Raw genomic sequence first — 25,541 nt, 5'->3', positions numbered from 1 at the left:
TAATGGACTATTTCTTCAATCGGATTAACGGCCGGCGTTTTGTCCGCCGTCTACATGTAGAATCTCTCCGGTTACGAATTTTGCTGAATCCAAGTAAAGGATCGCGTCGACGATGTCGCTTGATTCGCCCATTCGGCCCATTGGATGCAATTTATTCAAGAAATCATGGGTGGCAGCGGGATGCATAGGTGTTTTGATTATGCCGGGTGCTACTGCGTTTACACGAATGCCTTTATCTGCGTATTCAATAGCCAGAGACTTCGTAGCGGAATTTAAGCCGCCTTTTGTAAGTGAAGCTAAGATAGAAGGCACGCCAGCGATCGGTTGATCTACAAGGCTTGTAGTAATGCTTACGATATGCCCAGAGCCGGTTTTCAGCATTTCGGCTGCGACACGGCGCGTAATTTGGAAGAAACCGCCCATATTGATTGAAACCACATTTGCAAAATCCTCATCCGTGTATTCCGTAAATGGTTTAGCAAGGAAGATACCTGCATTGTTGACCAACGTATCCACACGTCCGAATCTTTCTAATGCTGCGGCGACAACATGATCAGCAACTTGAGGATCAGAGATATCACCTGCAACTGCAGCGACTTGTTTACCGGTTGGATCAAGCTCTTTTGCTGCCGCAATCAAAGTATCTTCACGGCGACCGTTAATCACTACATTCGCTCCAAGCTTCACATACTCCATCGCTGTTGCATTGCCAATTCCGCTGCTTCCACCTGTGATAACGACTACTTTACCTTGCATGTTCATTGTTTAATCTCCTTTGACCTATTAATAGGTAGTTAATTTTGATGCTAATCACTATTATTACTTCTGCCTCTACGCCAACAATGTGTGTTGCTGTTCTTTATGTTTTTATTCTACCTTTTAGTAGATAGTATTTCAACGGCAATATCAGGTACTTCTGGTCAACTAATGTTCTTCTGTACGAATCCAATTAGTCGACCACTTCTGCCTGCACAAACGCTATTACTTGTTTTCAAAAAAATCGACGTTCTTCATATAGATACTTTCTTGTTTTGCTACCAGTGCGCCATCTGCCTCCGTAACTCGTCTCAACTCGAGCCATTCGGGATCATTGCGGAATCGTTCATAATTGAGATTTCGCTGCTCCATATTCTCATGTTCAACAATATAATACAGCTGGTTTTTCTCAGTATCGGCATCTTCCCAGAACTGGGTAATTTTCATGCCATGCTTACTGAACAGTTGAATGACATGATCTCTGAATCGAGCTTGGATCGCCTGCATTTTACCCGGCATGATATGATAAACGCGCAATTCGTACAGCATAGTAATGATTCCTCCTCTTAATCATTTTTATCTTGCCTATTAAGCATCGAATATATAAATGACCTATTAATAGGTAGACAATGTGGTGAAAAACATCCGCCCTTATCTCTTACTTAAAAGCGGATAGTATTCCTTCGGCAATTGTGTCGTATCTCTGCATATCCCTGAAGCTTCTTGCAATGAGTTGAGCGCCTTGAACGGCGGCGAACAACTTATGAGCTTGCACGACAGCGGCACCTTCAAAGCGAAGATCTCCCCCTTGGCGGCCATTCTCCAAAACCTGTGTCAACCAATTCAGGTTGATTTCAAAGAATTCCGCAACCCCATCGCGTGCACGATCGGATAATGAGGTTAGATCCGTCGATAACATAACACCCAGACAGGTGCGATAATTGTCGGCCGGACCGCTGCGATACAGTTCGATGAACTTAACCAGCTTATCATAACTGCTCGGCGATTCTCTATCCACTCTTGCAATGAAGGCAACAAAGCTTTCGCGGTATCGCTTAATAAGCGCTTCTCCTAAATCCTCCTTGCTTGGATAATGGTAATGGATACTTGCTGTACGTATTCCTACTTTTTCGGCGATGTGCGCGTAGCTGAATCCGTTGAATCCGGATTCCATCACCATGGACTCGGCGGCATCCAATATGGCTTCTGCTGTGTTTGTGTTTTTGCTCATGTGCTTATTCTACCTTCTAGTAGATAATAAATCAACCCGGAAATTTACGGTGCTTTTATCATTCTCTGATCGGGTTACGAATATGCTTACGGATTCCAAGCGGCAGGCTCAGCGCACCAAGTAAGACAATCAAAGCTGCACCAAGTAAAGCGGCAATATAATTACCGTGTCCCGAGATCAGAAGTCCGGCTATAAGCGGACCGATCATTTGTCCTAAACCAAATGAGGCTGTAAGCAAGCCGATGATCTTACGATTGTTCTGCGGATATAACTCTTTTGCATAAGACACAAACAAAGTCGTGATCCCCATAAAGGTGGCTCCGAATAAGACAGCGCATATGAATATGGAAGCTGTCGACGATATAATTACCGGCAGTGCAATGCCAATCGATTGCAGAAGCATAGCTATCGTTAATGTCCACTTCTTCCCCATCCTTGCAGCTAACAAGGACCAAGCTAAACATGAAGGTGCAGCAGCAATACCGACCACCATCCAGCTAAGTGAGGCCATGTTCGGGATATCCGAAACCGTCTTAGCAAAAGCAACAAGGTAAGTGCCGGTCACAATATAACCTAAACCTTCCAATCCATAGGCAATCATCAGCCAAATCAAGATTCTTCGCACGGACGAAGCCGAATCAAGCTGCTTTGAAATTGTAGTGTTGATCACTGGCTTACTCGAGTTCTTCCCTCGAAGAGAGTACCAAGCTACAATGCCAAGAATCAGACTAATCAAGCCCAGTCCTTGCCACGCTTCGATCCAATCGCCATTTCGAGTCAATAGCGGAACTGCGAATCCGGTAAGCAGGATTCCTGTCCCTACCCCGCCGTAGAATATTCCGGTTTGCAACGCCGAAATCCGTTCCAGTACAATGCTGGAGACGATAATAAACACAACCGCGCTGGCTAGCCCCGATAAGAAACGAAGGATAAACCATATCTCAAAGTTATGGAACATACTCATTCCCCATGTAGTTGCAATACTGGCAATTAGTCCAACCAACAGCCATATAGGCCGATTTCTAATCGGCATCAGCGTCAGCATAACGGCACCGACCAAATAACCCAAATAATTGCTTGCTGCCAAATAACCCGCCCCTGACGCCTTGAACAGACCATGATCCATCATCATTGGCAGGATGGGAGTAAAAGCGAACCTGCCAATCCCCATCGCTACGATCAATGCCGTCATGCCGCCAAGCAGAACAAGCCAAGTGGGTCTTTCCATTCTATTTACCTCCATTCATCTGCCTTTATTTTCAACCGCTATGATCATACAACGATACCTGACGACTTGTATATCTCGATCTGTCATTGTAAATACTTGGTACATCATCGTCAGTCAGGGAGAAGAAGAGCAGATGAACGTACAAGCAAGAGAACAAATCACAGCTACCCAGCTCGGCTTTTTACTGATTACCTTTGTCATTTCTACGATTATCTTGACGGTCCCGGGTATCATGGTCATGTTTGGCAAACAAAACTCCTGGCTCTCTTTCTTCCCGGCAAGTTTAACCGGCCTCCTTAGTATCTGGGTGATGATTACGCTTGGGAAACGCTATCCGGGATTAACGATTACCCAGTATAGCTCCAAAATCGTCGGTAAATGGTTAGGGGCATTAATCGGGTTCAATTACATCTATTACTGGTTTGTATCGATAACAACGATTACGTTGCAGCATGTCGGGTTTGTAAGTACGCTGCTGTTACCGCAAAGTCCCCATATCGTAGGAAGCCTGACGTTCTTGATTCTTTGTGCGCTGGCTGTTCTGACAGGGATTGAAGTGATCGCAAGATGCAACGAGTTTCTTAGCGTTATTATCTTGACTTCTTTACTACCTCTGCTCGTCCTGACTGCGATGCAAGGAGATATGAATCAACTAAAACCCATTTTAGGAGATGGTATAATCCCTGTACTTCAAGGCGCTGTCAGCCCGGCGGGCGGATTTATGAATCAACTTTTCATACTGGGGTGGCTTTACCCCTATTTGAATCAACCTAATAAAGCGCGAAAAGTTTCTTTAATTGCCCTCACTTGTATTTTCGTACTAATCCTAGCCATTGTATTGCTTACGATTACATTACTCGGTCCTTTGACGGGCAAGTTGACCTATTCCTTCTTAAGCGTCATCCAATATATTGGGATTACAGGTTCTTTTGAACGTTTGGAGGCGATCGCTGTCTCCATTTGGGTGATGGGTTGCTTTATTAAAGTATCAATTTGCTTGTTTATCTTATGTCTGTGCGTATGTCATCTCTTTGGCATTCAAAATTATCGTGATATCGTACTTCCGGTAAGCATGATATCTCTTATTGGCTCGGTATGGATCTTCAAGAACGGATCAGAGTTGATAAACTATCTCGCCTTTACATTCCCGCTCTTGGGTTTCTTAAACCATAGCTTTATACCGCTCCTATTGCTCATGATTGATTCGATCCGAAGAAGTACACGGCAATCACTGCTGTAGCAGCATTTTCCCAATCGGTTCCAAAATCATCCTTGCCGGTTCCGTGAAGCTCGGCACATCAACACGCGCCATCAATAAAGAACCTACTATAGCGGAAACGCCCAATATCCCCCCGTATACCATGGCCTCTTTGATTTTATGCTGTCTACTCAGTGCTTGCATTTTCACAAAAGCCCATACCGTTAAAAGTAGGATGTAGCCCGCTATTTGTACAATCATCTTACGATCTCCTTCTCTTTCAACTGTAAAGGAGCACCGGCCATCCCAGCTCCGTTAATGCTCAATTTAACCCCGATCGAAACCTCCACGTCAGGATACTTCTGCTCCCAATGGTCTTTAAGCAATTTCCACTCTTTCGGATTGTTGCGGTAAATGTCTTGTCCTAGTCCAATGCTATCCACCTTGTACGTCTTTTGAATTTTAGTCAGCGTTTTACGGATTTGCAGTTCAATTGATTTTTCCATCTCTTTCTCAATCATCAGAAGGTTGTTCGGCCGAAAGACATCCAAATGTGTATTATTCTCAACTAAACTTGCCTGGCCTTGCACCTGGATCTTAACTTTGATCTTATCCCCGCTTACTTTCGAGGTGATCTTACGCTTGGCGTGAACTATAATTACCCCGGCAGAACCGCCATACTGCGGCAGCATTGCATTGATTCTGCCATTTTTCATTCGATTCGTAGCCCATAGTAGACCGCTTGTCTCTTCCTGATTTAGAAAACCGACCACTTTTAGCCCCTTGAAGACTGCCGTTCCCTTTAAAGTGAATAACTCGTGCTTGTTTCCTTTTAGAGATCCGGAATGATTATCCTCCTCGATCGCGCCCATAACAGGGTTGATGCCTTCACTTGTAGCTTCTATAAAAAAGTCGCGAAGCGTAGCGGATATATTTCCTCCTAATCCTTCCATTTCTTTGACAGCTTCGGTGGGCACTTGTTCAAAAGGGTATCTCGTGCGTAGAAGATCTTTCCCATCCCCTCCTCTTACGATGATGATGTACGTTTTCAACCGTTGCCTTGGATCATGCGTGAAAACATCAAGAATATCATTAATCCCACGTCTGCCGAATGCTTCGCTAATATAGATAACGCTGCGATGGGAGGTAAATAACCGTCGGGAGCTCTGATTTTGCAGCTTCACAAACGCTTCGTTCGCATTACGTCCTGCAGCGGATATGACGAAAAACTTCTCTTGCTGGCCGGTACCCGCGAGTCCGGAAGACGGAATGGCCAGCTGAAGCGAAAGAACACATTGACCATCCTCAGTTAAGTCAAATGCCGAACCCAAAATGAATGCAAGGTCGTTGATTTCCGTTCGGTCCCAACAACCGCTTGTCATCAAAACACTGCATACTAGACCGATATATAGGAATGGTTTCAGTTTCAAGTTCATGTCCCTTTCTTCGATCCTGCTACTTACTTCCGGATGGTTGTTTCCCTTGCGTTGAACTAGGTTTCTGACCCGTCGGTTGCCGAACCAAGTCATTCATGCCAGTTGTCTCCGGACGTTGTGTTCTCGCCCAAATTGGCGTCCGAATGAAGACATCCTTCAGATCACTTAAGGTAAGTGGTGCAACCGGTGAAAAATAAGGGATGCCGAGCGAACGAAGCGATGCAACATGCAATAAGATACCCAGAAAACCGAGCACGATGCCATAAAGTCCAAGTGTACCTGCCAAAAACAGCATCGGAAAGCGGAGCAATCGAATCCCGTTTGCAAAGCTGTAACGCGGGATCGTGAACGCCGCAATACCGGTGATCGATACGATAATAACGACAGGAGCCGAAATAATACCCGCTTGTACGGCAGATTGACCGATGACCAATGCGCCTACAATGCTTACTGCTTGTCCAATTTGTTTCGGTAAACGAATGCCTGCTTCACGCAATGCCTCGAATATGACTTCCATCAGAAAAGCTTCAATCAAAGCCGGGAACGGAACCGATTCCCTTGAGGAAGCTATGCTCAGCACAAGATTGGTAGGTATCATTTCCTGATGGAAGGTTGTTACCGCAACATAAAGCGGAGGCGCGAATATGGCAATGAAAATGAATATAAACCGTATCCACCGCACGAAAGTCGCAATAGGCCAGCGAATATAATAATCCTCGCTCGCTTGGAGCCCGGTCCAGAATGTCATCGGAACAATTAATGCAAATGGACTCGTGTCAACAAGAATAGCTATTTTCCCTTCCAACAGCTCTGCGGCTACAACATCGGGCCGCTCCGTGCTATGGACAAGTGGGAATAGAGAATACGGAGAATCCTCGATGAACTCTTCAATGTAAGCTGAATCGAGGACGCCATCGATTTGAATCCGGGATACTCGATTACGAACTTCCTCTACAACGGATTCTTCTGCGATTCCAACGATGTAACTGATGACAACAGTAGTTTGAGTGAGTTGCCCGATCGTCACAGATTCCATTTTGAGCCGTGACGTTTTCAATCTGGTTCGAATTAACCCTATATTCGTTGAAATACTTTCGATGAATCCATCCCTCGGACCGCGAATGACCGGCTCGGAAGAAGGCTCTTCCAGGCTGCGCTGTTTAAAGCCTTTCAACTTGATCATCATTGCACTATTGTCTGCTCTCGTTAGCACAATGGCATGGCTGTCCAATAGGTGCTTTACGATATCCGTTACGTTGGAGGTTATATACGTTTTAGCTGCAGTTATCATGAGATCATCCAAAGACTCTGTTTGTACATGGCTCTCGTCGTGAAGGTTATTTCTGGCGATCAATGGTTTCAAGATATGCTTATCAATCAAATCCTCCTCTACCAGACTAGCGAGGTAAATGATAATCCATTGATTTTGGCCAGCAGACTGGATATTACGGAATACGATATCGGAATCTTTCTCGAAGATTTGTTTGATAATCTTTTCATTGTGCACTAAATCCGAAGTTAACCTTAGGCTCTCACCAGCTTCAGAATGATCCTCCGGTATAGTTGGATACTGAGGTGTGCGTCGTATCCATTTCCTGAACCCCTTCACTGAATAAGCCTCCTACTGTAAAGTTCGATAGCCTTATCTTCCCCCATTATTCGGCAATAATATGCTGATGCTTATGGAGTTTCAGGTTGCTTGCAGCAATAAAAAAAGCAACTGAACCTGTTATTACAGGTCAGTTGCTTTTGGATTTGGGGCGGTAGGATCCCATATTATTAATTCTGGGTGTTCACGTCTACAATCGCATTTCTCTTCTTAAACCAGCGGTACACAAATGCACTGGCGATGGAAAGCATGGCTACGAATACCATGCCCCAGATTATATTATCGAACGCACGGACTTGCGGCAAATCATGCTGCCAAGCAAGTGCACTGGCCGAGATCGCGACACTGAAAGCCCCGCTAATATATTGCATTAATTGAAATAGTCCCATTCCGGAGCCGATTTGTTCTTTCGGGAGCAATCGTGACATCTCGTTTGACACCGAACTGGAGATGGCTGAGAAGCAGACGCTCAATAGGATAAAGATAGCACCAAGGGCATAATAGGAATGTGTTGCGAACAATGCCAACATTACGACTGAGAGTAGAAGCAGCCAAGGTATATAACGAATCAATGCTCCATTGCCGTACCGGTCAATGATGCGACCTACTCGGTTTGAAACAAGCATAGCCAGCAAAGCACCAGGGAACAATACTAAACCAGAGGCTCCCGGCGTCAACCCGTAAATGTGAGACAACATTTGCGGTGCAAGGAACAAGAAGCCGAAGCTAACGATATAGGCTCCTATAGCTACTGCTCCTAATGCCAAGAAAGCTTTATTACGGAAAAGCACAGGCAGCACAAATGGATTCTTCGCCATACGGATTCGCAGCGTAAACAATACGATTGCAAGTAAGCCGATGACAAGTGCTAACAAGCTCTTCGACGTTAAGAATAATAGCAGTGATGTTGTTCCAATCCCGATTAGCAATGCGCCAAGCACATCAAATGATCCGCCTGCAGCTTTCTCGGTAGGCAGCATTCGCAGGAAAATCGGAATGAGCAGCAAGGTGATACCGGTAATGACGAATAGGAAATGCCAGCCCAAATATTGCACGACAGACCCGCCGATTACAGGGCCAAGTCCTAAACCAAGAGATGTTGCAGCCAGCATGATCGACATCGCTCTGCCACGGCGCGACAATGGGATATAACGAGTTAGAAGCACGATACCAAGTGATGGTATTGCACCTGCACCTGACGCTTGAATGAGTCTGGCCACAAGCAGCACACCGAATCCGTCGCTAAATAGACCTATCAGCGAGCCTCCGCCAATGGAGATCAATGCAACAATGAATAAAGCGCGAATCGATAGAATGTCGGATAACCGACTATAAGTAATCGACGAAATGGCAAAAACGATCGAATAACCGGTCACGATCCATGACGCAGTTGAAGTGGCGAGTGAGAATTGCTCCGCTACCTTAGGAAGTGCCAAGTTGAACATCATCGTGTTCATAATTACCAATACAACGGTAAAACCAAGCATGAATGTTACAAAATGCTCGTTGATTAGTGACCTCTTCTCGGCTGTAACAGACAGCTGTTCGAGCGGGGCATTACCTACTGTAATGGATTTACTCATGTATTTAACCTCCTGTTGTTGTTTTGTTATTTGGGAACGATCATTCTCGAATGGTCTAAAAAAAAGGTCTCGATCGTATCGCCTTTGTTCTTTAGTGATCTTATCATTTCGGGAACGATCAGTAAAGAATAATTTTTCCCAGCTTGTCGATTCCACAATCAGCACAAAGCCACATCGGAATAAATATCCAATGTGGCCTGTTCGCAACCTTTAAGTGTTTGCACTACTTGCCGCCCGCTGCCTTTTCTGAATCGCATGCATGCCCATTATTACGGCCACCAGCTCATAGGAGTCCAGGTATTCGCTCTGATTGTTCAACTGAAATGCGCCTGAAGAAAACCATCCGTTAATCTGCTCGAAACGGGCAACCAGCGCGCCGGACTCATCGGTAATATCGTATTCTTTCGAAAATGCCGGCGAAATGATCTCGTAGCTGCCACGCCCTTCCGTTTCGTAGGTGAATTTCTTCGAGAAGAAAGTAAACCGGCTTCTCAGTACGCCCAACTGTTCTCCATTCGCATCGCTAATCTCCCACTTACCGGATAAGAAAGGAAAACTTCCGGCACACAGCAGCTGATCATTTTGCCCATACACGTCTATCGCAGAGCCGAAAGCACTCTTCAAGTCCAGCCGACCGACATTCGCTTCTTGTTCATTAAGAATTTCCGTTTCACCCGAATTGAAGAAATTATCTCTGAAATATAAATTCAATGTACTCGCCTCCTGTTTGTGATGAACTAAGTTCCCAATAACTGTTACGCGAATATTGAAATGCAGTTCCTTTATTCTAGTATAAATTTTGTAGAACGCCCAGTTATTTGAAAATAAAAGGCTGCCACATGTGCTGGCAGCCAACTTTATAAGTTATGGAGTAATTACAATTCTTTTCCCCTGAAAATCTGTCCGCTTCCACGTCTGTTCAATAGGCTCCAGCGGTATTGTTTCAATCTCGATATGCAGCTGCTCAGCTTTAAGCCAGTTGCACGGGTAGTAGTTGGGGCGCATCTCTCGCCGACGATGTCAAAAGCGACCACCCGACGACGATAGCCGGAATTGAGGAGTATTTTGGTTCCGGCCGCACGGTTGATGATCTCTTCTATGATAGTCTATGTTTGATCATCGCGAATGGATGGAAGAACTAAAACAAGGGCCGCCTCTATGGCAGCCCTTGTTTTTATTTTACCGATTCAGCCATCCTCATTGCTTCCACCGCCGACAGCGGGCCGGTAATGGAGTACTGAATATCGTCTACAAGCCAATACAACTCGACGAGTTCAGGTTGTTCAAATACAAACCCGTCTCTACCACTCACTTGCGTAGGCTGGAACAGATCAACCGGGAACGTGGCCTTCATGCGGCTCACGGCGAATGTCACTGTTTTCTCCCCAGACACATAAGTGAAGATCACATCTCTTGCCGGTTCATCCTTCATCCCCACGGTTACAATTTCCTTAAGCGAGTAGCCTTCCGGTACGATATCCGGTACTAGCAGACTTGGTCCGAAGGATGCCTTCGCTTCTTTTATCGTGCTTACCGGTATAGTGATCAATTGAGACAACTGCGAACCGCTGGTCCCTTGATTGGTTGACGGTACGTTATCGGCTGTATTCGAGCTCGGGTTCTGCTGCCCTATGATCACGAATAGTGCGATGATTACAACTGCTGCCGAGATTCCCATCGTCCACATTTTCGGGAAAAAGAATCTTCGGTTCCTCTTCTGAGCAGCCGCTCCTTGCCGAATGTTCTGCTTTGTTTGGTCACTCAGTTCCATTTCGGAGAACAGGATCGCATCCGATTCTTCCCGAAGGTGCTGGCGCAATTGATTATCTATGTCTGTCATCTGTCGATTCCTCCTTCATAATAAGCTTAGCTAGCGCTTCTCTTGCCCGGTGAAGCCTGTTACGTACAGTCCCCTCCGGTGATGAAGTCGCATCTGCGATCTCCTTGGTGCTGAGATCCAGATAGTAATAGAGATACAGCGCTTCTTGAAACGGCAAAGGTAAGCGGAGCAAGTATTGCAGCACCTCGCTTTTCTTTAGCCTTTCAAATGCTTCATCCTCGACACTAATGGTTCGACCTCGCTCCATCTGGCTCGGATCGGTGGGCTTCTCGGTGAACATGCGAACCCCCATTTTATCTCTGCAGACGTTAATCGTAATGGTCGTCAACCAGGTCTTAATGGAGCTCTCTCCGCGGAAAGATGTCCATTTGCGATAGCTTCTTAGAAAAACTTCCTGACTGATATCCTCTGCAAGATGCCGATCACCTGTATAGAAATAGGCGGTACGCATGACGATCGCACCGTATCGTTCCATGAGCTGTTCGAGCGCTTCTGCAGGATCTTTCGGGAATTTTTCTTTGTTCTGTATGCCGGCCGGCTTCACTGGATAACCACCTCCACCCTATTAGACGGTCTTCGAGTAGGATTCGCTGCATGGTACGAGCAACATTTTTCAAAAGAATGCACTTTACAATTGCTCCGGTTCCGATCGATCCAAACTCGACCTTTATCTAGTAAATGAGCATTCAACTATAGCATTTGATAGATTCGCAGCATATTTTATTAAGATCCTATTATAAAGGAGTTGATAGAATGGCACGATCGGGAGGAAGTAACGGTTCGCGTGGCAGCAATGGTTCGCGCGGAAGCAACGGATCACGAGGCAGCAATGGTTCGCGTGGCAGCAACGGATCACGAGGCAGCAATGGTTCGCGTGGCAGCAATGGTTCGCGTGGCAGCAACGGTTCGCACGGAAGCAATGGTTCGCATGGCAGCCATGGCTCGCATGGCAGCAACGGTTCGCATGGCAGCCATGGTTCACATGGTAGCCACGGTTCACGGGGCAGCAATGGTTCGCGTGGCAGCAACGGTTCGCGTGGCAGCAATGGTTCGGGCGGCGACGGCGGTTGGCAAAACAACGGCAACGGCTGGTGGCAGTGGGGCAACTAATGGTTTGAATAACTTCCAAAAGGCCTGATGTACTGGGTCTTTTATTTTTTTAGCCCCTCAATCCAAATACATATTGTTCTCCTCTGAACGAGCTTGCATGCACACCAAAAAATCCGCGGATTCCGCGGATTCTAAGGATACAAAGTATTATTGACGCTTCTTAGTTCGGACAAACAACAAGTAGGAGTACAAGTACGGTACGAATGAGCTGATCACAATGCAAAAGATCAAATCAATGATAAGCCAACGATCCGAGAACAGCCACGCCCCTGCGAACAAAAGCATGCCCGCGAGAAACCATAATCGTGCTCCGAGCCGATGTGTGCTGCGCCAATTGTTCTCATCGGAGATCGCCCAAGGGGTCTTGATGCCGACGAAGAAATTGCTGCGCAGCTGCCCCATTCGGTTACCCATGATCATCCACAGGATGCCCATTCCTCCGAATACAATGTTGACGAACGGCAAATCATAGTTAAGATTTTGCAGCATCATCAGCACGAAAGCGCCGTGCAGAAACAGACTTAGAGCCCATCGTAACAACATATAATAGCCGCTAAATCGGATATAGTTCTGTCGACGCGGATCCGCATACCGCATAACGGATAGTATAGCTGGGAGTGCGACACCAATTCCAGCATAAACGAGCCACATGTTGGTTTTGGTCATCCAGCCATTCTGCTCACCGCTGAGGCTGTAATGAGTACCTACGACTCCCGGCAATCGGTGATTGAACAAGAGAAATACGATGATATAGATCGCCGCATTAACAGCTAACAGCAGCCAATCTTGCCGTGTCCATAATGGAGGTTGTTCGGTTGATTCATTCATGGTTGGTTGAATCTCCTTTCGTTCCGAGCATGCCGAGGAACCAGCCCATGGCTTCTTGGACGACAGTCATGTTCAGCGAGTACACCCGATTCTGACCTTGCCGCTCCTCCGTAACTAGTTTGGCTTGTTTGAGCAGGTTTAGATGGTGAGAGATACTCGGCTTTGATATTTGAAAATAATCGGCGATTTGTCCGGCGGATAAATCCTGTTCCTTGAGATACTGCAGAATCTGACGGCGAGTCGGATCGGACAACGCCTTGAAAGCGTCGTTCACGTAGGTGTCACTCCTCATTTGGAACACTGTATTAGATATTTAGATAATATTCTAAATATCTAATTTAAGCAAGCTGGAAAATCTCCTATACAAACAAAAAACCTTTCAGCAGCAGCTGAAAGGTTTTATATGTTCAATCGTATGCGTTCGATTATGCGATTTCCTCATGAACCTTTTTGATCTGAATCATGACTGTCTTCGGATCGGTCAATACTTCGATCCCTGCCTGGAAGATCAAATCCGATACGAGTAGTTGATCGCCGCCATCAAGGTTGCTGATGTCTACTTCCATCGTTGTAGGCAAATCACCAGGCATGCAGCGAACTTCAACTTCATGTAGGATGACTGTCAATGTGCCGCCGGCTTTCACGCCAATCGCTTCGCCTGCGAAGTGAATGGTCACTTTGCTGTCCATGCTTTCCGTCATGTTTACATGATGAAAATCAATATGGAGCAGTTTGCCCGTCATGACTTCCCGTTGAATGTGCTGCACTTTGATTGGCATCACTTTCTCATCGGGAGTAGTAGCTTGCAGAATGGCACGCGGATTGCTTCTCAAAATGTCCAGCATTTCCGTTTCTTTCACTTCCAGAGATAAAGTATCTTTACCAATACCATACAACACGGCCGGAATACGCCCCTGCTTTCTTGCTTGATTCCTGTGGGACTTTGTTTCTCCAGTACGCTTGTTTAATTGAATAAATATACCCATTTGCTTGTTTCCCGCTCTCTTTGACCATAAATTCTTGTCATCGCAATTATAACATGACCATAGAATCTAGTCAATCAAGCTCGTCCATACGCTCATTTCCCTGTTCAATTCCTATCAGATCCCCAGGTTGCACATCAAAATATATACAGAGTTTAAGCAGCAAATCCCGCGGATATTGGACCATCTCATCTTTATACATGCGGCGAATGGAATCAAAATGATAATTGACCTCTTTCGCTAGCTTACGAATCGATAATTTAGGATCATGTTTCTCCATAACTTCTTTCAGTCTACTGCGTATGACCATCACTCACGCACCCCCTCAATAAATATATAAAGGAACATTTGGTGCGTCAATGAAATGACTAGAAATAACGGCCAATTGATGGGTATTCCAGCTTAATCAAATGCACAAAAAATCTTTAGAAAATTTTTGGAATAGACGACAATATGCGCCACTAATTGCTCTCCCGTATACGTTAAACTGGAACTGGCAGTTAGTCTTGGAAGGGGGATCGTCATTGAACAAGTATGATGTCATTATGATTGGCAGCGGCCACAACGCACTCATCGCAGCCGCTTACTTGACACGGGCCGGAAGAAGCGTCCTATTGCTGGAGAAGAACGACCGTCCGGGCGGATTTTTGCGTACGGAAGAACTCACATTGCCGGGGTTTAAGCATGATGTATATGCCGCTGCGCACCCTCTTTTCCTGACCGGCCCTGCATATGCGGATTTCAAGAATGAGCTCGAAGCGCGGGGACTCCATTATGTGAATACGGATCTCCCCACAGGTGTTTCGATGGAAAACGGGGAAACCGCCGTCTTCGCTCGTTCCGCGGAAGAGCTTGCCCTCGAAGCCGAACGACTAGCTCCCGGTGACGGGGCTGTGCTTGGCCGCATGTTCGAAGCCTTTGCTCCATATGCCGGCGATGTATTCGAGCTATTCAACTTAGACTTATCCAGTCAGCAGGCTACCGAAATTATTCATAAATTGCTCTATGATAAACGAGTTGGAGGCAAAAGCTTAACGACATTCGCCCCTTCCCTCTTCTCGACCGCTCGTAATGTCGTAAGCGAGTTCCAATCGCCGGTCACGCGCGCCATGTTGGCTTCGTGGGTCACGCATTTAGGACGCACACCCGACGAAATTGGCAGCGGGATCTGGGTGCCGCTCACTTCGATGGCTCTAATGGGCGGCGGGATGCCTATTCCAGTAGGTGGAAGCGAGCAGCTTGCGCAGGCTTTGTCTCGGTTGGTCCAAGATCAAGGCGGCAAAATCATTACCGGAACGATGGTCAAGAAGGTCATCGTTAAGCATGGAAAAGCTGTCGGCGTACGCACGGCTGATGGAGAAGAGTTCCATGCTAAGCATGCTGTCGTCGCCTCAACCGGACCGGATCAGCTGTTCCTATCGCTCTTATCGGATGACGAAGTCAGCCCTGACATCAGCAGTGAAGCGAAGCGATTCCGTTATGGAAGAGGCTGCGTTCAGATCCATCTCGCACTCCGAGAAGCGCCGAATTGGCCGGATAGTCGCTTCAATCGCGTTGGCCAGCCTCACTTAACGGATGGGCTTGACGGTTTCACTCAAGCTATCGCACAAGGGATGGCTGATCTGCTTCCGGCCAAACCGACTTTCACGGTGGATTGCTCGACCAATCTTGATCCCACCAGAGCACCTGCGGGCAAAGCGATTATGCGCCTCCAAGTTCTTGAGGTACCTTGTCGCCCCCGAGGCGATGCAGCCGGTATGATTGATGTTGGTGACGGTTCTTGGACGCATGAGCTCACCGAACGATTCGCGGAACGCGTAATTGACGTAGTCGGCAAACATATTCCGAATATTCCGGACGCAATTATTGGCAAATCCGTCGTAACGCCGGACACCATCGCCCGCTTTAATCCGAATTCCGGACCTGGCGACCCTTACGGCGGTTCCCATGATTTCGCACAAAGCTACTTGTTCAGACCACTGCCTTCGCAACCGAGCCATCGTACAGCGATTCCGAATCTGTACATGCTGGGAGCAGCCACTTGGCCGGGACATGGCATTAACGGCGGATCGGGTTATATCGTGGCGCAGCAGTTACTTGCTGAAGATATTGGTTAGGAGCCTAACAAAGGCTGCCGGATTTATTGTCCGGCAGCCTTCGTCGTGGATGAAGATGATCCTATCTAATCCTGATCTTTCGGTCCACCATGCTTGTTGTGCCCCTTCGGTGGTCGCCCCTCATCTTTCTTACCGTGGTCTTTCTTAGGACCTTTATGATCAGACCCTTTATGTCCGGGACCCTTATCCCCCGGCTTTTTATCCTTCTTGTCTCCACCGTCACCTTTCGGTGGTTTACCGGGTTTCTTAGTACTGTTGCCAGTTGCTTTCGGGAAAGCAAGTATCGGTTCGCCTTGTAGCGCCTCGCCCATCAACTCATGGAAGACTGCCGCTGCGGCCTTTGAAGTTGTAGTCAGATAATGCTGCGCATCGGTATGATCATACCCGAGCCAAACAGCTCCCACGAGCTGCGGAGTGTAGCCGACAAACCAGTTGTCTTTGATCCCTTCGCCTCCGGTACCCGGCATTTCGGTTGTGCCTGTTTTCCCAGCGACAGGCCGGCCTGTAAGGGCTGCCGCCTTCCCCGTTCCTTCCTCTACGACACCTTCAAGCATTGCGGTCATGGTGCGCGCGACGAAAGGCTCGGTGGTCTTCACTCCTGTATCCTCAGCGGCTTCCGCCAACACTTCTCCGTCCGCCGACTCGATGGTAAGAATGGAATGCGCAGGCATGCGAGTTCCGTCATTGGCGAATACCCCGAATGCTTCAGCCATTGCAAGCGGCGAAACGCCTTCTTGGAGCCCGCCAAGCGCGAGTCCGAGTGTTCGATCCTCGTCCTTGAGCTTGATCCCGAAGCGCTCTGCAGCCTCCATCCCGGCATCAATCCCCATCTCGTTCAATAACCGCACGGCCGGGATATTGTAGGAATTAACGATCGCTTCGTAGATCGATACTTCTCCGTGGTAGCCCCCGCCTGCATTTTTCGGTTCATAACTTCCGAACGCGACCGGCTCATCAAGCAGCGTATCCTCGGGACGATAGCCTTGTTCGAAAGCCGGCGTATACACCGATATCGGCTTCATCGTGGAACCGGGTTGGCGCTTCAGCTGCACGGCGCGGTTAAATCCGCGAAACGGCTGCTGCCCTCTTCCGCCAACAAGCGCTTTAATCCCGCCATCACGCGGATCTACCAATACCGCACCGCTTTGAATAAGCTGGTCGGCACCGCTGCTCGGAAACACCGAGTCCTTCGAATAAACCTTTTCAGCAGCCTGCTGCATGCGCGTATCCAATGTAGTATGGATCCGTAGTCCTCCATGCAGGATTTCATTCTCGGTCAATCCGTACAGGGCGGACGCTTCCCGAATCAGTTGATCCACATAATACGGATATTTGATTCCTTCTCCGCGGTTTGGCTTGGCGCTTCCGAGATGAATCGGTTCAAGGATCGTCTTCTCATACGTTGTTGGACTTAGCTTCCCTTGATCCTTCATGAGCTGAAGGACAAGATTCCGGCGCTCCTTAGCTTTATCGAGATGCTTGAATGGCGAAAGAGCCGAAGGTGCTCTGATGATACCCGCCAGCAGCGCTGACTCCGATAGTGTCAGATTCTCCACCTTCTTACTGAAGTAAGTCTCTGCCGCCCGTTTAATTCCCCAAGCGCCTTCTCCAAAATAGATCTGGTTCAGATACATCTCCATAATCTGCTGCTTATCGTATTGCCCCTCGATTTTTTTGGATAACAGCACTTCGTTCCATTTCCTGCTCCAGGTTCGATCTTGGGTCAGGAAGACGTTCTTGGCCAATTGCTGTGTAATCGTGCTGGCTCCCTGTACAGTCTTTCCGTTCGTCAGGTTTGTAAAGAGCGCACGACCGATGCCCCATACGTCTGTCCCTTCATGCTCGAAGAAACGTTTATCTTCGACAGCAACTACCGCGTCAATGAGATGTTTCGGCAATAGCTCGAATTTAACAGGTTCAATCGTATTGAGTGATATTCGGCTTGCTTCTTTTCCATCTTGATCATAGATGATCGTTGCCGCCGGAAGCGGCTTTGCCAACAGGGTAATATCCTGCTTGTTAACCAGTGCACCGAATACGGCCCACCCCAAAGCAATGACTAAGATACTTGTCAGTATGGCTGCTATTCCTATCCTTTTCCACGACATTCGAAGTGTGGATCTCTCTTTGCTAATCGGTTTCATGCTATTTGTCTCCCAACCTCTTCCTATCCTGCCCTGCCTCAGATAGTAGTTCGCAGTGAGATCCGTTTTTCAGGTGGTTCAGTCGCGATTCGACCTTTTGTAATTACTGGGCATTCCGTCATACAACGACAAAGCCGCTCCAAACAGCCATTAATGACTGCTTGAAGCGGCTTTTCGCTTCTCCAAATATGCAAGGCCAATTAGAATACCTTCGTCGTCCACGATTCGCAATTCCACGTTTCGGTTACGACATCGCGGTAGAATTCAGGTTCGTGGGAAATAAGAAGAATACTTCCTTTATAAGCTTTCAGTGCGCGCTTAAGCTCTTCCTTCGCGTCCACGTCCAAATGGTTCGTAGGCTCATCGAGTACGAGCAGGTTTGTTTCACGGTTGATCAGCTTGCACAGACGCACTTTCGCTTTCTCGCCGCCGCTCAATACCGCGATTTTGCTCTCGATATGCTTCGTCGTCAATCCGCATTTCGCCAGTGCGGCACGCACCTCGAATTGATTCAAGGAAGGGAACTCGTTCCAAATCTCATCGATACAAGTGTTGTAATTGGCATCCTTCGCCTCTTGCTCGAAGTAACCGATCGACAAGATTTCGCCGCGCTGTACCGTACCGGAAATCGGCGTGATTTCGCCAAGAATACTGCGCAGAAGCGTCGTCTTCCCAATTCCGTTTGCCCCGACCAGCGCAATCTTCTGACCGCGTTCCATAAGCAGATCAAGCGGTCTGGAGAGCGGCGCGTCGTATCCGATGACGAGATTCTTCGCTTCGAAGATCAGCTTGCTTGAAGCTCTGGCATCCTTGAAGTTGAATTGTGGCTTCGGCTTCTCCTTCGCCAGCTCAATCACGTCCATCTTATCCAGCTTCTTCTGTCTGGACATCGCCATATTGCGCGTCGCAACACTTGCTTTATTGCGTGCAACGAAATCCTTCAAGTCTGCAATCTCTTGCTGCTGACGTTTAAAAGCGGACTCCAGCTGCTGTTTCTTCATCTCATGGACTTGCTGGAAATGCGAGTAGTCGCCAACATAACGGTTCAGCTCTTGATTTTCCATGTGATAGATCAAGTTGATGACGCTATCCAAGAATGGAATGTCATGGGAGATGAGGATGAAGGCATTCTCATACTCCTGCAGGTAACGCTTCAGCCATTCGATATGCTGTTCATCGAGATAGTTCGTCGGCTCATCCAATAGCAGGATATCCGGTTTCTCCAGAAGCAGCTTAGAAAGGAGTACTTTCGTACGTTGACCGCCGCTTAGATCGTTTACATCTTTGTCCAGACCGATATCCGTCAAACCAAGGCCACGTGCCGTTTCCTCAATCTTGGCATCGATCATGTAGAAATCCTGATTCGTGAGCGTGTCTTGAATCGTACCAACGTCCTCGAGCATCTGATCCAGCTCTTCAGGCGTAACATCGCCCATTCTTCCGTACATGTCGTTCATTTCTTGTTCCATGTCGAACAAGTATTGGAAAGCACCCTTCAGCACGTCACGGATCGTCATTCCTTTGTTCAGTACGGCATGCTGGTCGAGATAACCAACGCGCATCCGCTTGGACCATTCGACTTTCCCGTCATCGGGCTGCAGTTTGCCGGTTATGATGTTCATGAAAGTGGATTTACCTTCGCCATTCGCACCGATAAGTCCAATATGCTCTCCCTTAAGCAAACGGAAAGAAACATCGTTGAAAATAGCACGGTCTCCGAACCCGTGGCTCAGTCGTTCTACGTTTAATATACTCATGAATGACACCTTTTCTGTTAGACTTTTTTCTCGTTATATTATAGCGTTAGACGCCTTACAACTCAATCATTTCGCATATGATTCTTTCGGCATGAAACGCAATATGGCTGATGAACAATGCCCAAGCAAGTAAAGGCAGCAATCTCGGCCTCCTTGCTCGGGCATTTTCACTTCTATTGGACCTCTCCATGATCTTTAATGGTCGTTTCTACATGAATGTTGACCTCCGCTTTCGCGAATGCGCTGCCCCAGTCATTTTCAACCTTTTTCCAAGCCTTATATTGAAAAGCCCGTGCATATAACCCTAATCCAATGGGATCCAATTTGTTTTGTTGAATTTTCTTCACCAGTTTAGTCATTTCCAGCTCTAGCTGTTTATTGATCATCGTTTCAAGCTCTTTCGTGTGCTTCTCCGCATCATAACGAAACATCTGTTCCGTCAAATGAATAGGCAGCTTTAATCGGATGTCGAAGCGAAAATGATTGTTTACATAGGCAATCTTTACTTTCTCGAAGACTTTCGTAATGTAAAAGCTAACCGCTCTTGTTTCGAAAATCGATTTCTTATGCTTGATATCAGGCAAAATAACGGTCAGCGTTAAATCCTCGAATTTCTCGTCCTGAAGAATCTGCAGCAGTTCGTTCTCCATCAGATTGAGCGATGCTCGGTAAAGCCCTTTCTCGTCGAGCAGCGCCGTTCCGGTTACGACCACCTCTTTTGGCGTTTTGTGCAGCTCCGTCACGTATGGCGTGACCCCTTTCTCAAAGACAAGCCGAATAAATTCGAATAGGGTCGTCTTCTCAACCAGATTGCGCATGTGCGCGGTATCGACAAGCTTTGCGATATGCAGAGGGAGCCTTCGTTTGTCTTCCGGCGTGAAAAACATGACCTCCTCCACCGGTCCGTCCACTGCAATTATTCTTACATTGATTCTCGATTTCGAATCGCGCATTAATACATCGAGCAGATTCATCCACCCTTCGTGCTGAAGCACCTTTTTGCCGATTAGGATATTTTGAAGCTTCCCATTGCTGACGAGCGCGGATACGCGGGCCTCCAACTCTCCTCTTGCTTGACGGCTCGTTACCGCTTTTACTTTCGTCGTCTCATTCTTCTTCTTCGCTTCCTTACTGAAGACCGGAGATGAGGAGAAGATGACCAGGTTGTTATTCTCGTCCAAATCAATGCCCATCATGAGCACGAGTGTTATATTCTCAAGATCAAGACGATCTTTGCAGCTCGTTAAGACGAGTGTCAGCATGAGAAACAGCATTGTAGTGCGATAGAAGCGTTTCATTTGTTCCACCTAGGAAAGCTTGTCATGATGGACAATATCCCCCACAAACAGAGCGGGAAAATAAATGCCATGACGATCCCGAAATAAGTGAAGTATTGGATCATCATCGTGCTGACATTCCACCCCGGCTCCCAAATATAAGTAATCAATACCATTCCGGCAAGCAGAACCACGATATGTTTACCTGCACTTCCGATATGAAACAACCTCTTTGTGCAATACACCGTCATATACAGCGCAGGTATCCAGGTCTTGGAGATCACAAGCAAGTAACAGGTCAACATCACGATATCGAATCGTTCCAGGAATCGATATTCGATCACTTTAACAACGGTCAGCATTGTATCATTAAAAAATTGAATTTCATCCGGACTATACACAACGAAGCAAATTATCGTCACGTACAAATATACAAGTAAGGTCAGCGTATTGGCGATGATGATCCCTAGCGTTGCTTTCTTTTTATTTTCCAAATGAGGGTAGATAAAGAAGGCTGCCTCAAATCCCAGAAATGAAATGATGGTTGTATTCACGGTCTGCAGCACAGGCATCCACCCCTCTTTGAGGATAGGAAGCATATTCAGCCAATGAGCCTCTTTGAACAGCGATAATAGGACGATGGGCATCCATAAGGAGCACATAACCACAACCTCCGCATATCGGGCAAGGATGCGAATGCCGCCCTTCACAATCATATAAGCAGGGATGACAAAGAGCAGCATCAGCACATAATCCTGTGATTGCTGCATAATCCAGCTACGAATCAGCAGTACCATGCGATCTAGAATCAAATAGGCAAACAAGCACATGTAGATGGCAAAAACGAGTGCCATCAAATGCCCGACAACTTTGCCGAAAAAGTGTGAAATCAGATCGATGATCGTACCATTCGGATGTTTCTTCATAATTTGAATGATTAAGATACTGGCAATCACCGATACCGCATACCCAATGATTAAAGCAATCCAGCCATCCGTTCCTGCGGTCTTTGCCAGATCACGAGGCATCGAGATGACGCCTACACCTAGCTGCGTACTATGAATGATGACGATAAACTGCAGCAGCGTTATCGAGTTCGCTTTATTAGACTTCATGCTAAATCCAGTCATTCCTCATCACCTTCGAGGCGGTTTAACCCCATCCTGTTCTTCTGCAGCGATCGCACGCTCTTTGGACGCTTCAACATGTTCCACAAAGGAAGTCGGATAAACACATCCTTCCAATCGCCCATGCGCATAGGTGCAATCGGTGTGCTGTACGGTTCTCCAAGCGATTTCAAGTTGATTACATGTGCGACGAGCACCATAAATGCAACGATAATGCCAATTATCCCGAACATTGAGGCGATGATCATAACTGGAAATCGGATGAGCCTAATCGATGCAGCCATATCGTAATTCGGCAAAATAAACGAAGCAACGGCAGTTGACGCAACGACGACGACCATCAGATTACTTACGATCCCGGCTTGCACGGCACCTTGTCCAATAACGATACCGCCTACAATCCCAACCGTTTGACCGACAGGAGCAGGCAAACGGACTCCGGCTTCTCGAAGCATCTCTAACATTAGCTCCATAATAAGGGCCTCAATGAACGGCGGAAACGGGACCGCTGCTCGAAACTGTCCGATGGAAAGAATCAAATCGAGCGGGATCACCTCATGGTTAAACGAAATGCAGGCAATATAGATGCCAGGCAAGAAGGCTGCGATTAAACAAGCAAAGAACCGCAGCAATCGCAAGAAGCTTGCGATAGGCCAGCGCGTACTGTAATCATCAATGCCCTGGAAGAAAGCGGCGATGCTGGCAGGTGCAATTAATACACTCGATGAGCGATCGACTACCACGCATATACGCCCCTGCAAAATTTGCGAAGCAGCGGTATCCGGCCGTTCGGTTGTAATAAACTGCGGAAGCAATGAGAACGGATTGTCCTCAATTAGCTCTGCCAACTCGCCGGTATTTAGGATACAATCTACATTTAATGACGTTAACCGCTTCTCCAACTCTTGTATCAAATCCGGATGCGTGACATCCTCTAGGTACAGAATCGAAACGTTGCAAGGTACTCTGGTACCGATGCTTAGCTCTTTAATCTTCAGCTCTCTGCTGCTAATGTAACGGCGGATCAGGGCGATATTTAATCCTGCAGTCTCAATAAACCCTTGATGTGCCCCTTTAAGTGAAGCTTCGACTTGGGAATCGGTAATTGCGCGCTGCGGCCATCCCATCGTGTCAAAGGCGTACGCTTGCAGCTGGCCATCCATGATGAAGACGCTCTGCCCTTGCAGAACCGCATTCTCAACATGCTGTAAGGTGGTCAACGTACGAATATCGCCAAGGGTAACCGGCAGAACGCTTTTGCCGCCATTGCCAATGCCGCTGTTATTATCAACGGACTCGAACATCAGCTGATTCAGCACATTATTGTTGATGGAATTCTTGTCAGCCAATCCTGATAAATAGACAAGAACGGCCTGACTCTCCGTTTGCTTATAGTAGAAAGAACGAACAACAAGATCAGGTGCTTTGCTGAAAATCGCGATGATCGAATCGACATTTACCTTTAAGCTGCTTTGCAATAGCCCTCGAGCAGGGGTGTGGTCCTCTTTCATTGACTTGAAGGACTGAATTTGGCGGCGATTGAGAAATTTAAATAATCGAAGGAAGAACTCCATGGCGCACCTCAACATTCGCTTCTGACTTCATCGTATTTCATATTTTGCCATAACCTGTTAGCAAATATTCCGCCATAAAAACGAAGACAGGCCGCCCAAATTGGACAGCCTGTCTTCATATTCTCTGCTATGTTGCCTATTCGACGCCGATCGTTTTCAATTTCTGTTTCAACAGCTCAAATGATTCCTTTAGCTGCGCCTTAGGGATATTGTCATAGCGATCGCCAAGACTAACCTCGTAACCACTTAATGAATCATTAATGACATTAATATACCGGGTAAGTCCAATTCCGCTCTCCTTATAAAGCTCTAAGAAGATCGGTTCTAACTTGTCTTTCGGAATTGTGGAGTGAACATGAAACATATTCGAGACCGGCAATTCCGGAACCGTCTTCAGCCCATCACATTCGTTATAGAGCTTCGCCAGCTCCACCGCCGACTCGTGATACTGCCCCATCTTCCCTACTCGCTGCTCGAAATAATAATCGCTGCTTACGATGTAAGGATACAGGCTGATGAGATCGCCGCCATGGCGTCTCTTCCAAATCTTGGATTTCTCGGTAAACGCCTCTCCGCCGGCTAAGATTGCCCCTGCAATTCCGCCGATGCCTTTGTAGAACGATACATACACACTGTCGAACAAAGCGCATACTTCCGCTGCCGGCTTGCCGTAATACGGTAAAATTTCGAACAATCTCGCTCCGTCCAGATGCAGCTTTATCCCACGTTTACGACAATGCGCCGCAATAGCTTCCAGTTCTTCAAAGGAGGGCAGTTGGCCGCCGATCTCGCGCTGCGGCAGCTCCAGCAGCAAGCAAGAAATATTCTCTTTCATGTTCACTACATCTTCCAAAGTAATTAGCCGATCTTTGTCCGCCAGCAGAATCGGCTCCAGATGATGCAGCTCCTTCAGTCCGTCCTTCTCGTGAATTTCCAGATGGCATAATGGATGATACGCTACCTTCTTATTTTCTTGCTCATCGCTCCAGATGCGCAGCGCGATCTGCTGAGCCATTGTTCCGCTCGGGAAGAATACGGCGGTTTCTTTGCCAAGGAAGTCGGCCATTTTACGTTGGAAATCCTCGATCAGCTTGCCATTGCCATAAATGTCGCTGTCCACACCGCCGTCCATGTCGCGGAATGCATCCAGTAAAATCTGCACCGTATACTTGCTGTGTCCGGTAACCGGATAGGTAGTTTGGTTAAACGCTTCTAGTAAAGCTGTCATACGGTTCATCCATCTCCTTCAATTGCTGTCGTCATATTGTACTCGTTTGGGCGGTATCACTTCAAGCTTTCCGAACATTGCTCGCCCCAAAAATGAGCGTTGCCCCAGTACGCATATCGTCCATGCCTCATATGATAACGTATGCAACAACTCTTCTTTCTTTAGGGGAGGTGATTCTAATGACATTTGCACTCACAGACTGGATGCTCTACTCGATGTGGGCAGTACTCGGATTCATGGGCTTGAACTTCTTAATGGATATGTTCAAAATGATGAAGTCAGGCACATTTTCCACCGATTTTGTACTTGGGTATCTCAAAGACATGGTTTACTTTGTATTGCCGTTATTCATGTTTGCGAACATGCAGTCTCTCGATCACTGGGGCTGGATGATGTTGACCGCTTACTACGTCGGTGCATTCGGAGTTGTATTCAAGTATCTGATGGACCTCAAAGGAAAAATGTAATCACAGCAACTGTAGCTCCATTGCCCGCATTCTTGCAGGCTGCCGGCA

Annotated in this window: 25 protein-coding genes; 4 read left to right on the top strand and 21 right to left on the bottom strand. The window is 47.1% G+C overall.

All coding sequences use genetic code 11. The features are described from left to right. Positions 1–24: 24 nt before the first annotated feature. From AC50Y3_RS04260 to AC50Y3_RS04245, 4 genes are all read right to left on the bottom strand, one after another. A complete protein-coding gene (locus tag AC50Y3_RS04260; RefSeq protein ID WP_494817492.1) occupies positions 25–762 on the bottom strand; it encodes an SDR family NAD(P)-dependent oxidoreductase in 738 nt (245 codons plus the stop codon). 219 nt (positions 763–981) lie between these two features. Next, complete coding sequence (locus AC50Y3_RS04255) at positions 982–1,305, bottom strand: NIPSNAP family protein (RefSeq protein WP_494817491.1); 324 nt, start codon at positions 1,303–1,305, stop codon at positions 982–984. A 109-nt stretch (positions 1,306–1,414) separates the two neighbouring features. Beyond that, positions 1,415–1,987, bottom strand: a complete 573-nt coding sequence (locus AC50Y3_RS04250; RefSeq protein WP_494817490.1) for a TetR/AcrR family transcriptional regulator — start codon at positions 1,985–1,987, stop codon at positions 1,415–1,417. 58 nt (positions 1,988–2,045) lie between these two features. Continuing rightward, positions 2,046–3,215 (bottom strand): YbfB/YjiJ family MFS transporter, encoded by a 1,170-nt coding sequence (locus AC50Y3_RS04245; RefSeq protein WP_494817489.1) that lies wholly within the window; start codon positions 3,213–3,215, stop codon positions 2,046–2,048. Positions 3,216–3,348: 133 nt separating this feature from the next. Between AC50Y3_RS04245 and AC50Y3_RS04240 the strand changes: the two genes are divergently transcribed. Then, a complete protein-coding gene (locus tag AC50Y3_RS04240; RefSeq protein ID WP_494817488.1) occupies positions 3,349–4,455 on the top strand; it encodes a GerAB/ArcD/ProY family transporter in 1,107 nt (368 codons plus the stop codon). On the opposite strand, the gene AC50Y3_RS04235 is transcribed toward AC50Y3_RS04240, so the two are convergent. The 7 genes from AC50Y3_RS04235 to AC50Y3_RS04205 form a co-directional block, all read right to left on the bottom strand. Then, complete coding sequence (locus AC50Y3_RS04235) at positions 4,444–4,674, bottom strand: hypothetical protein (RefSeq protein ID WP_494817487.1); 231 nt, start codon at positions 4,672–4,674, stop codon at positions 4,444–4,446. The genes AC50Y3_RS04240 and AC50Y3_RS04235 overlap by 12 nt on opposite strands. Next, positions 4,671–5,942, bottom strand: coding sequence for a Ger(x)C family spore germination protein (locus AC50Y3_RS04230; protein WP_494817486.1), 1,272 nt, complete (start codon positions 5,940–5,942; stop codon positions 4,671–4,673). Before AC50Y3_RS04230 ends, AC50Y3_RS04235 begins: the two co-directional genes overlap by 4 nt. Next, the gene (locus AC50Y3_RS04225; protein ID WP_494817485.1) at positions 5,869–7,458 is read right to left on the bottom strand and encodes a spore germination protein; all 1,590 of its coding nucleotides are present in this window, start codon (positions 7,456–7,458) and stop codon (positions 5,869–5,871) included. Before AC50Y3_RS04225 ends, AC50Y3_RS04230 begins: the two co-directional genes overlap by 74 nt. Before the next feature lie 170 nt (positions 7,459–7,628). Beyond that, complete coding sequence (locus AC50Y3_RS04220; RefSeq protein WP_494817484.1) at positions 7,629–9,041, bottom strand: MFS transporter; 1,413 nt, start codon at positions 9,039–9,041, stop codon at positions 7,629–7,631. A gap of 210 nt (positions 9,042–9,251) precedes the next feature. After that, the gene (locus AC50Y3_RS04215; RefSeq protein ID WP_494817483.1) at positions 9,252–9,752 is read right to left on the bottom strand and encodes an LURP-one-related/scramblase family protein; all 501 of its coding nucleotides are present in this window, start codon (positions 9,750–9,752) and stop codon (positions 9,252–9,254) included. A gap of 463 nt (positions 9,753–10,215) precedes the next feature. Beyond that, positions 10,216–10,881 carry a hypothetical protein gene (locus tag AC50Y3_RS04210; protein WP_494817482.1) on the bottom strand — a complete coding sequence of 222 codons (666 nt, stop codon included), beginning with the start codon at positions 10,879–10,881 and terminating at the stop codon, positions 10,216–10,218. Continuing rightward, entirely contained in the window at positions 10,865–11,425 is a 561-nt protein-coding gene (locus tag AC50Y3_RS04205) for an RNA polymerase sigma factor (protein ID WP_494817481.1), read from the bottom strand. The genes AC50Y3_RS04210 and AC50Y3_RS04205 overlap by 17 nt, the downstream gene beginning before the upstream one ends. 240 nt (positions 11,426–11,665) lie before the next feature. Here AC50Y3_RS04205 and AC50Y3_RS04200 point away from each other — a divergent pair, with 240 nt between their 5' ends. Continuing rightward, a complete protein-coding gene (locus tag AC50Y3_RS04200; RefSeq protein WP_494817480.1) occupies positions 11,666–12,019 on the top strand; it encodes a hypothetical protein in 354 nt (117 codons plus the stop codon). A gap of 119 nt (positions 12,020–12,138) precedes the next feature. Here the strand turns inward: AC50Y3_RS04200 and AC50Y3_RS04195 are convergent, their stop codons facing one another. From AC50Y3_RS04195 to AC50Y3_RS04180, 4 genes are all read right to left on the bottom strand, one after another. Further along, the gene (locus tag AC50Y3_RS04195) at positions 12,139–12,819 is read right to left on the bottom strand and encodes an SdpI family protein (RefSeq protein WP_494817479.1); all 681 of its coding nucleotides are present in this window, start codon (positions 12,817–12,819) and stop codon (positions 12,139–12,141) included. Further along, complete coding sequence (locus tag AC50Y3_RS04190) at positions 12,812–13,093, bottom strand: autorepressor SdpR family transcription factor (protein ID WP_494817478.1); 282 nt, start codon at positions 13,091–13,093, stop codon at positions 12,812–12,814. Before AC50Y3_RS04190 ends, AC50Y3_RS04195 begins: the two co-directional genes overlap by 8 nt. 151 nt (positions 13,094–13,244) lie before the next feature. Then, a complete protein-coding gene (locus AC50Y3_RS04185) occupies positions 13,245–13,805 on the bottom strand; it encodes a 50S ribosomal protein L25 (protein WP_494817477.1) in 561 nt (186 codons plus the stop codon). Between the two features lie 70 nt (positions 13,806–13,875). Then, entirely contained in the window at positions 13,876–14,112 is a 237-nt protein-coding gene (locus tag AC50Y3_RS04180) for a helix-turn-helix domain-containing protein (RefSeq protein ID WP_494817476.1), read from the bottom strand. Between the two features lie 214 nt (positions 14,113–14,326). Between AC50Y3_RS04180 and AC50Y3_RS04175 the strand changes: the two genes are divergently transcribed. Continuing rightward, positions 14,327–15,919 carry a phytoene desaturase family protein gene (locus tag AC50Y3_RS04175; RefSeq protein WP_494817475.1) on the top strand — a complete coding sequence of 531 codons (1,593 nt, stop codon included), beginning with the start codon at positions 14,327–14,329 and terminating at the stop codon, positions 15,917–15,919. A gap of 65 nt (positions 15,920–15,984) precedes the next feature. On the opposite strand, the gene AC50Y3_RS04170 is transcribed toward AC50Y3_RS04175, so the two are convergent. The 6 genes from AC50Y3_RS04170 to AC50Y3_RS04145 form a co-directional block, all read right to left on the bottom strand. Next, on the bottom strand, positions 15,985–18,063 hold the full coding sequence (locus AC50Y3_RS04170) for a transglycosylase domain-containing protein (protein ID WP_494817474.1): 2,079 nt from the start codon (positions 18,061–18,063) through the stop codon (positions 15,985–15,987). 200 nt (positions 18,064–18,263) lie between these two features. After that, a complete protein-coding gene (locus AC50Y3_RS04165) occupies positions 18,264–19,820 on the bottom strand; it encodes an ABC-F family ATP-binding cassette domain-containing protein (RefSeq protein ID WP_494817473.1) in 1,557 nt (518 codons plus the stop codon). 173 nt (positions 19,821–19,993) lie between these two features. Continuing rightward, positions 19,994–21,118 carry a Ger(x)C family spore germination protein gene (locus tag AC50Y3_RS04160; RefSeq protein WP_494817472.1) on the bottom strand — a complete coding sequence of 375 codons (1,125 nt, stop codon included), beginning with the start codon at positions 21,116–21,118 and terminating at the stop codon, positions 19,994–19,996. Next, a complete protein-coding gene (locus tag AC50Y3_RS04155) occupies positions 21,115–22,227 on the bottom strand; it encodes a GerAB/ArcD/ProY family transporter (protein WP_494817471.1) in 1,113 nt (370 codons plus the stop codon). Before AC50Y3_RS04155 ends, AC50Y3_RS04160 begins: the two co-directional genes overlap by 4 nt. Continuing rightward, on the bottom strand, positions 22,224–23,798 hold the full coding sequence (locus AC50Y3_RS04150; RefSeq protein WP_494817470.1) for a spore germination protein: 1,575 nt from the start codon (positions 23,796–23,798) through the stop codon (positions 22,224–22,226). Before AC50Y3_RS04150 ends, AC50Y3_RS04155 begins: the two co-directional genes overlap by 4 nt. Before the next feature lie 136 nt (positions 23,799–23,934). Continuing rightward, positions 23,935–25,035: a threonine aldolase family protein gene (locus tag AC50Y3_RS04145; protein ID WP_494817469.1), complete on the bottom strand. Its 1,101-nt coding sequence runs from the start codon at positions 25,033–25,035 to the stop codon at positions 23,935–23,937. A 170-nt stretch (positions 25,036–25,205) separates the two neighbouring features. On the opposite strand from AC50Y3_RS04145, the gene AC50Y3_RS04140 reads away from it, so the two are divergent. Next, on the top strand, positions 25,206–25,493 hold the full coding sequence (locus AC50Y3_RS04140) for a hypothetical protein (protein ID WP_090975602.1): 288 nt from the start codon (positions 25,206–25,208) through the stop codon (positions 25,491–25,493). The last annotated feature ends 48 nt before the right edge of the window (positions 25,494–25,541 follow it).

This window comes from Paenibacillus sp. J22R98, from assembly GCF_059383835.1.
Note: the sequence above shows the minus strand (reverse complement) of the source record. Positions and strands in the feature narration are given on the sequence as shown.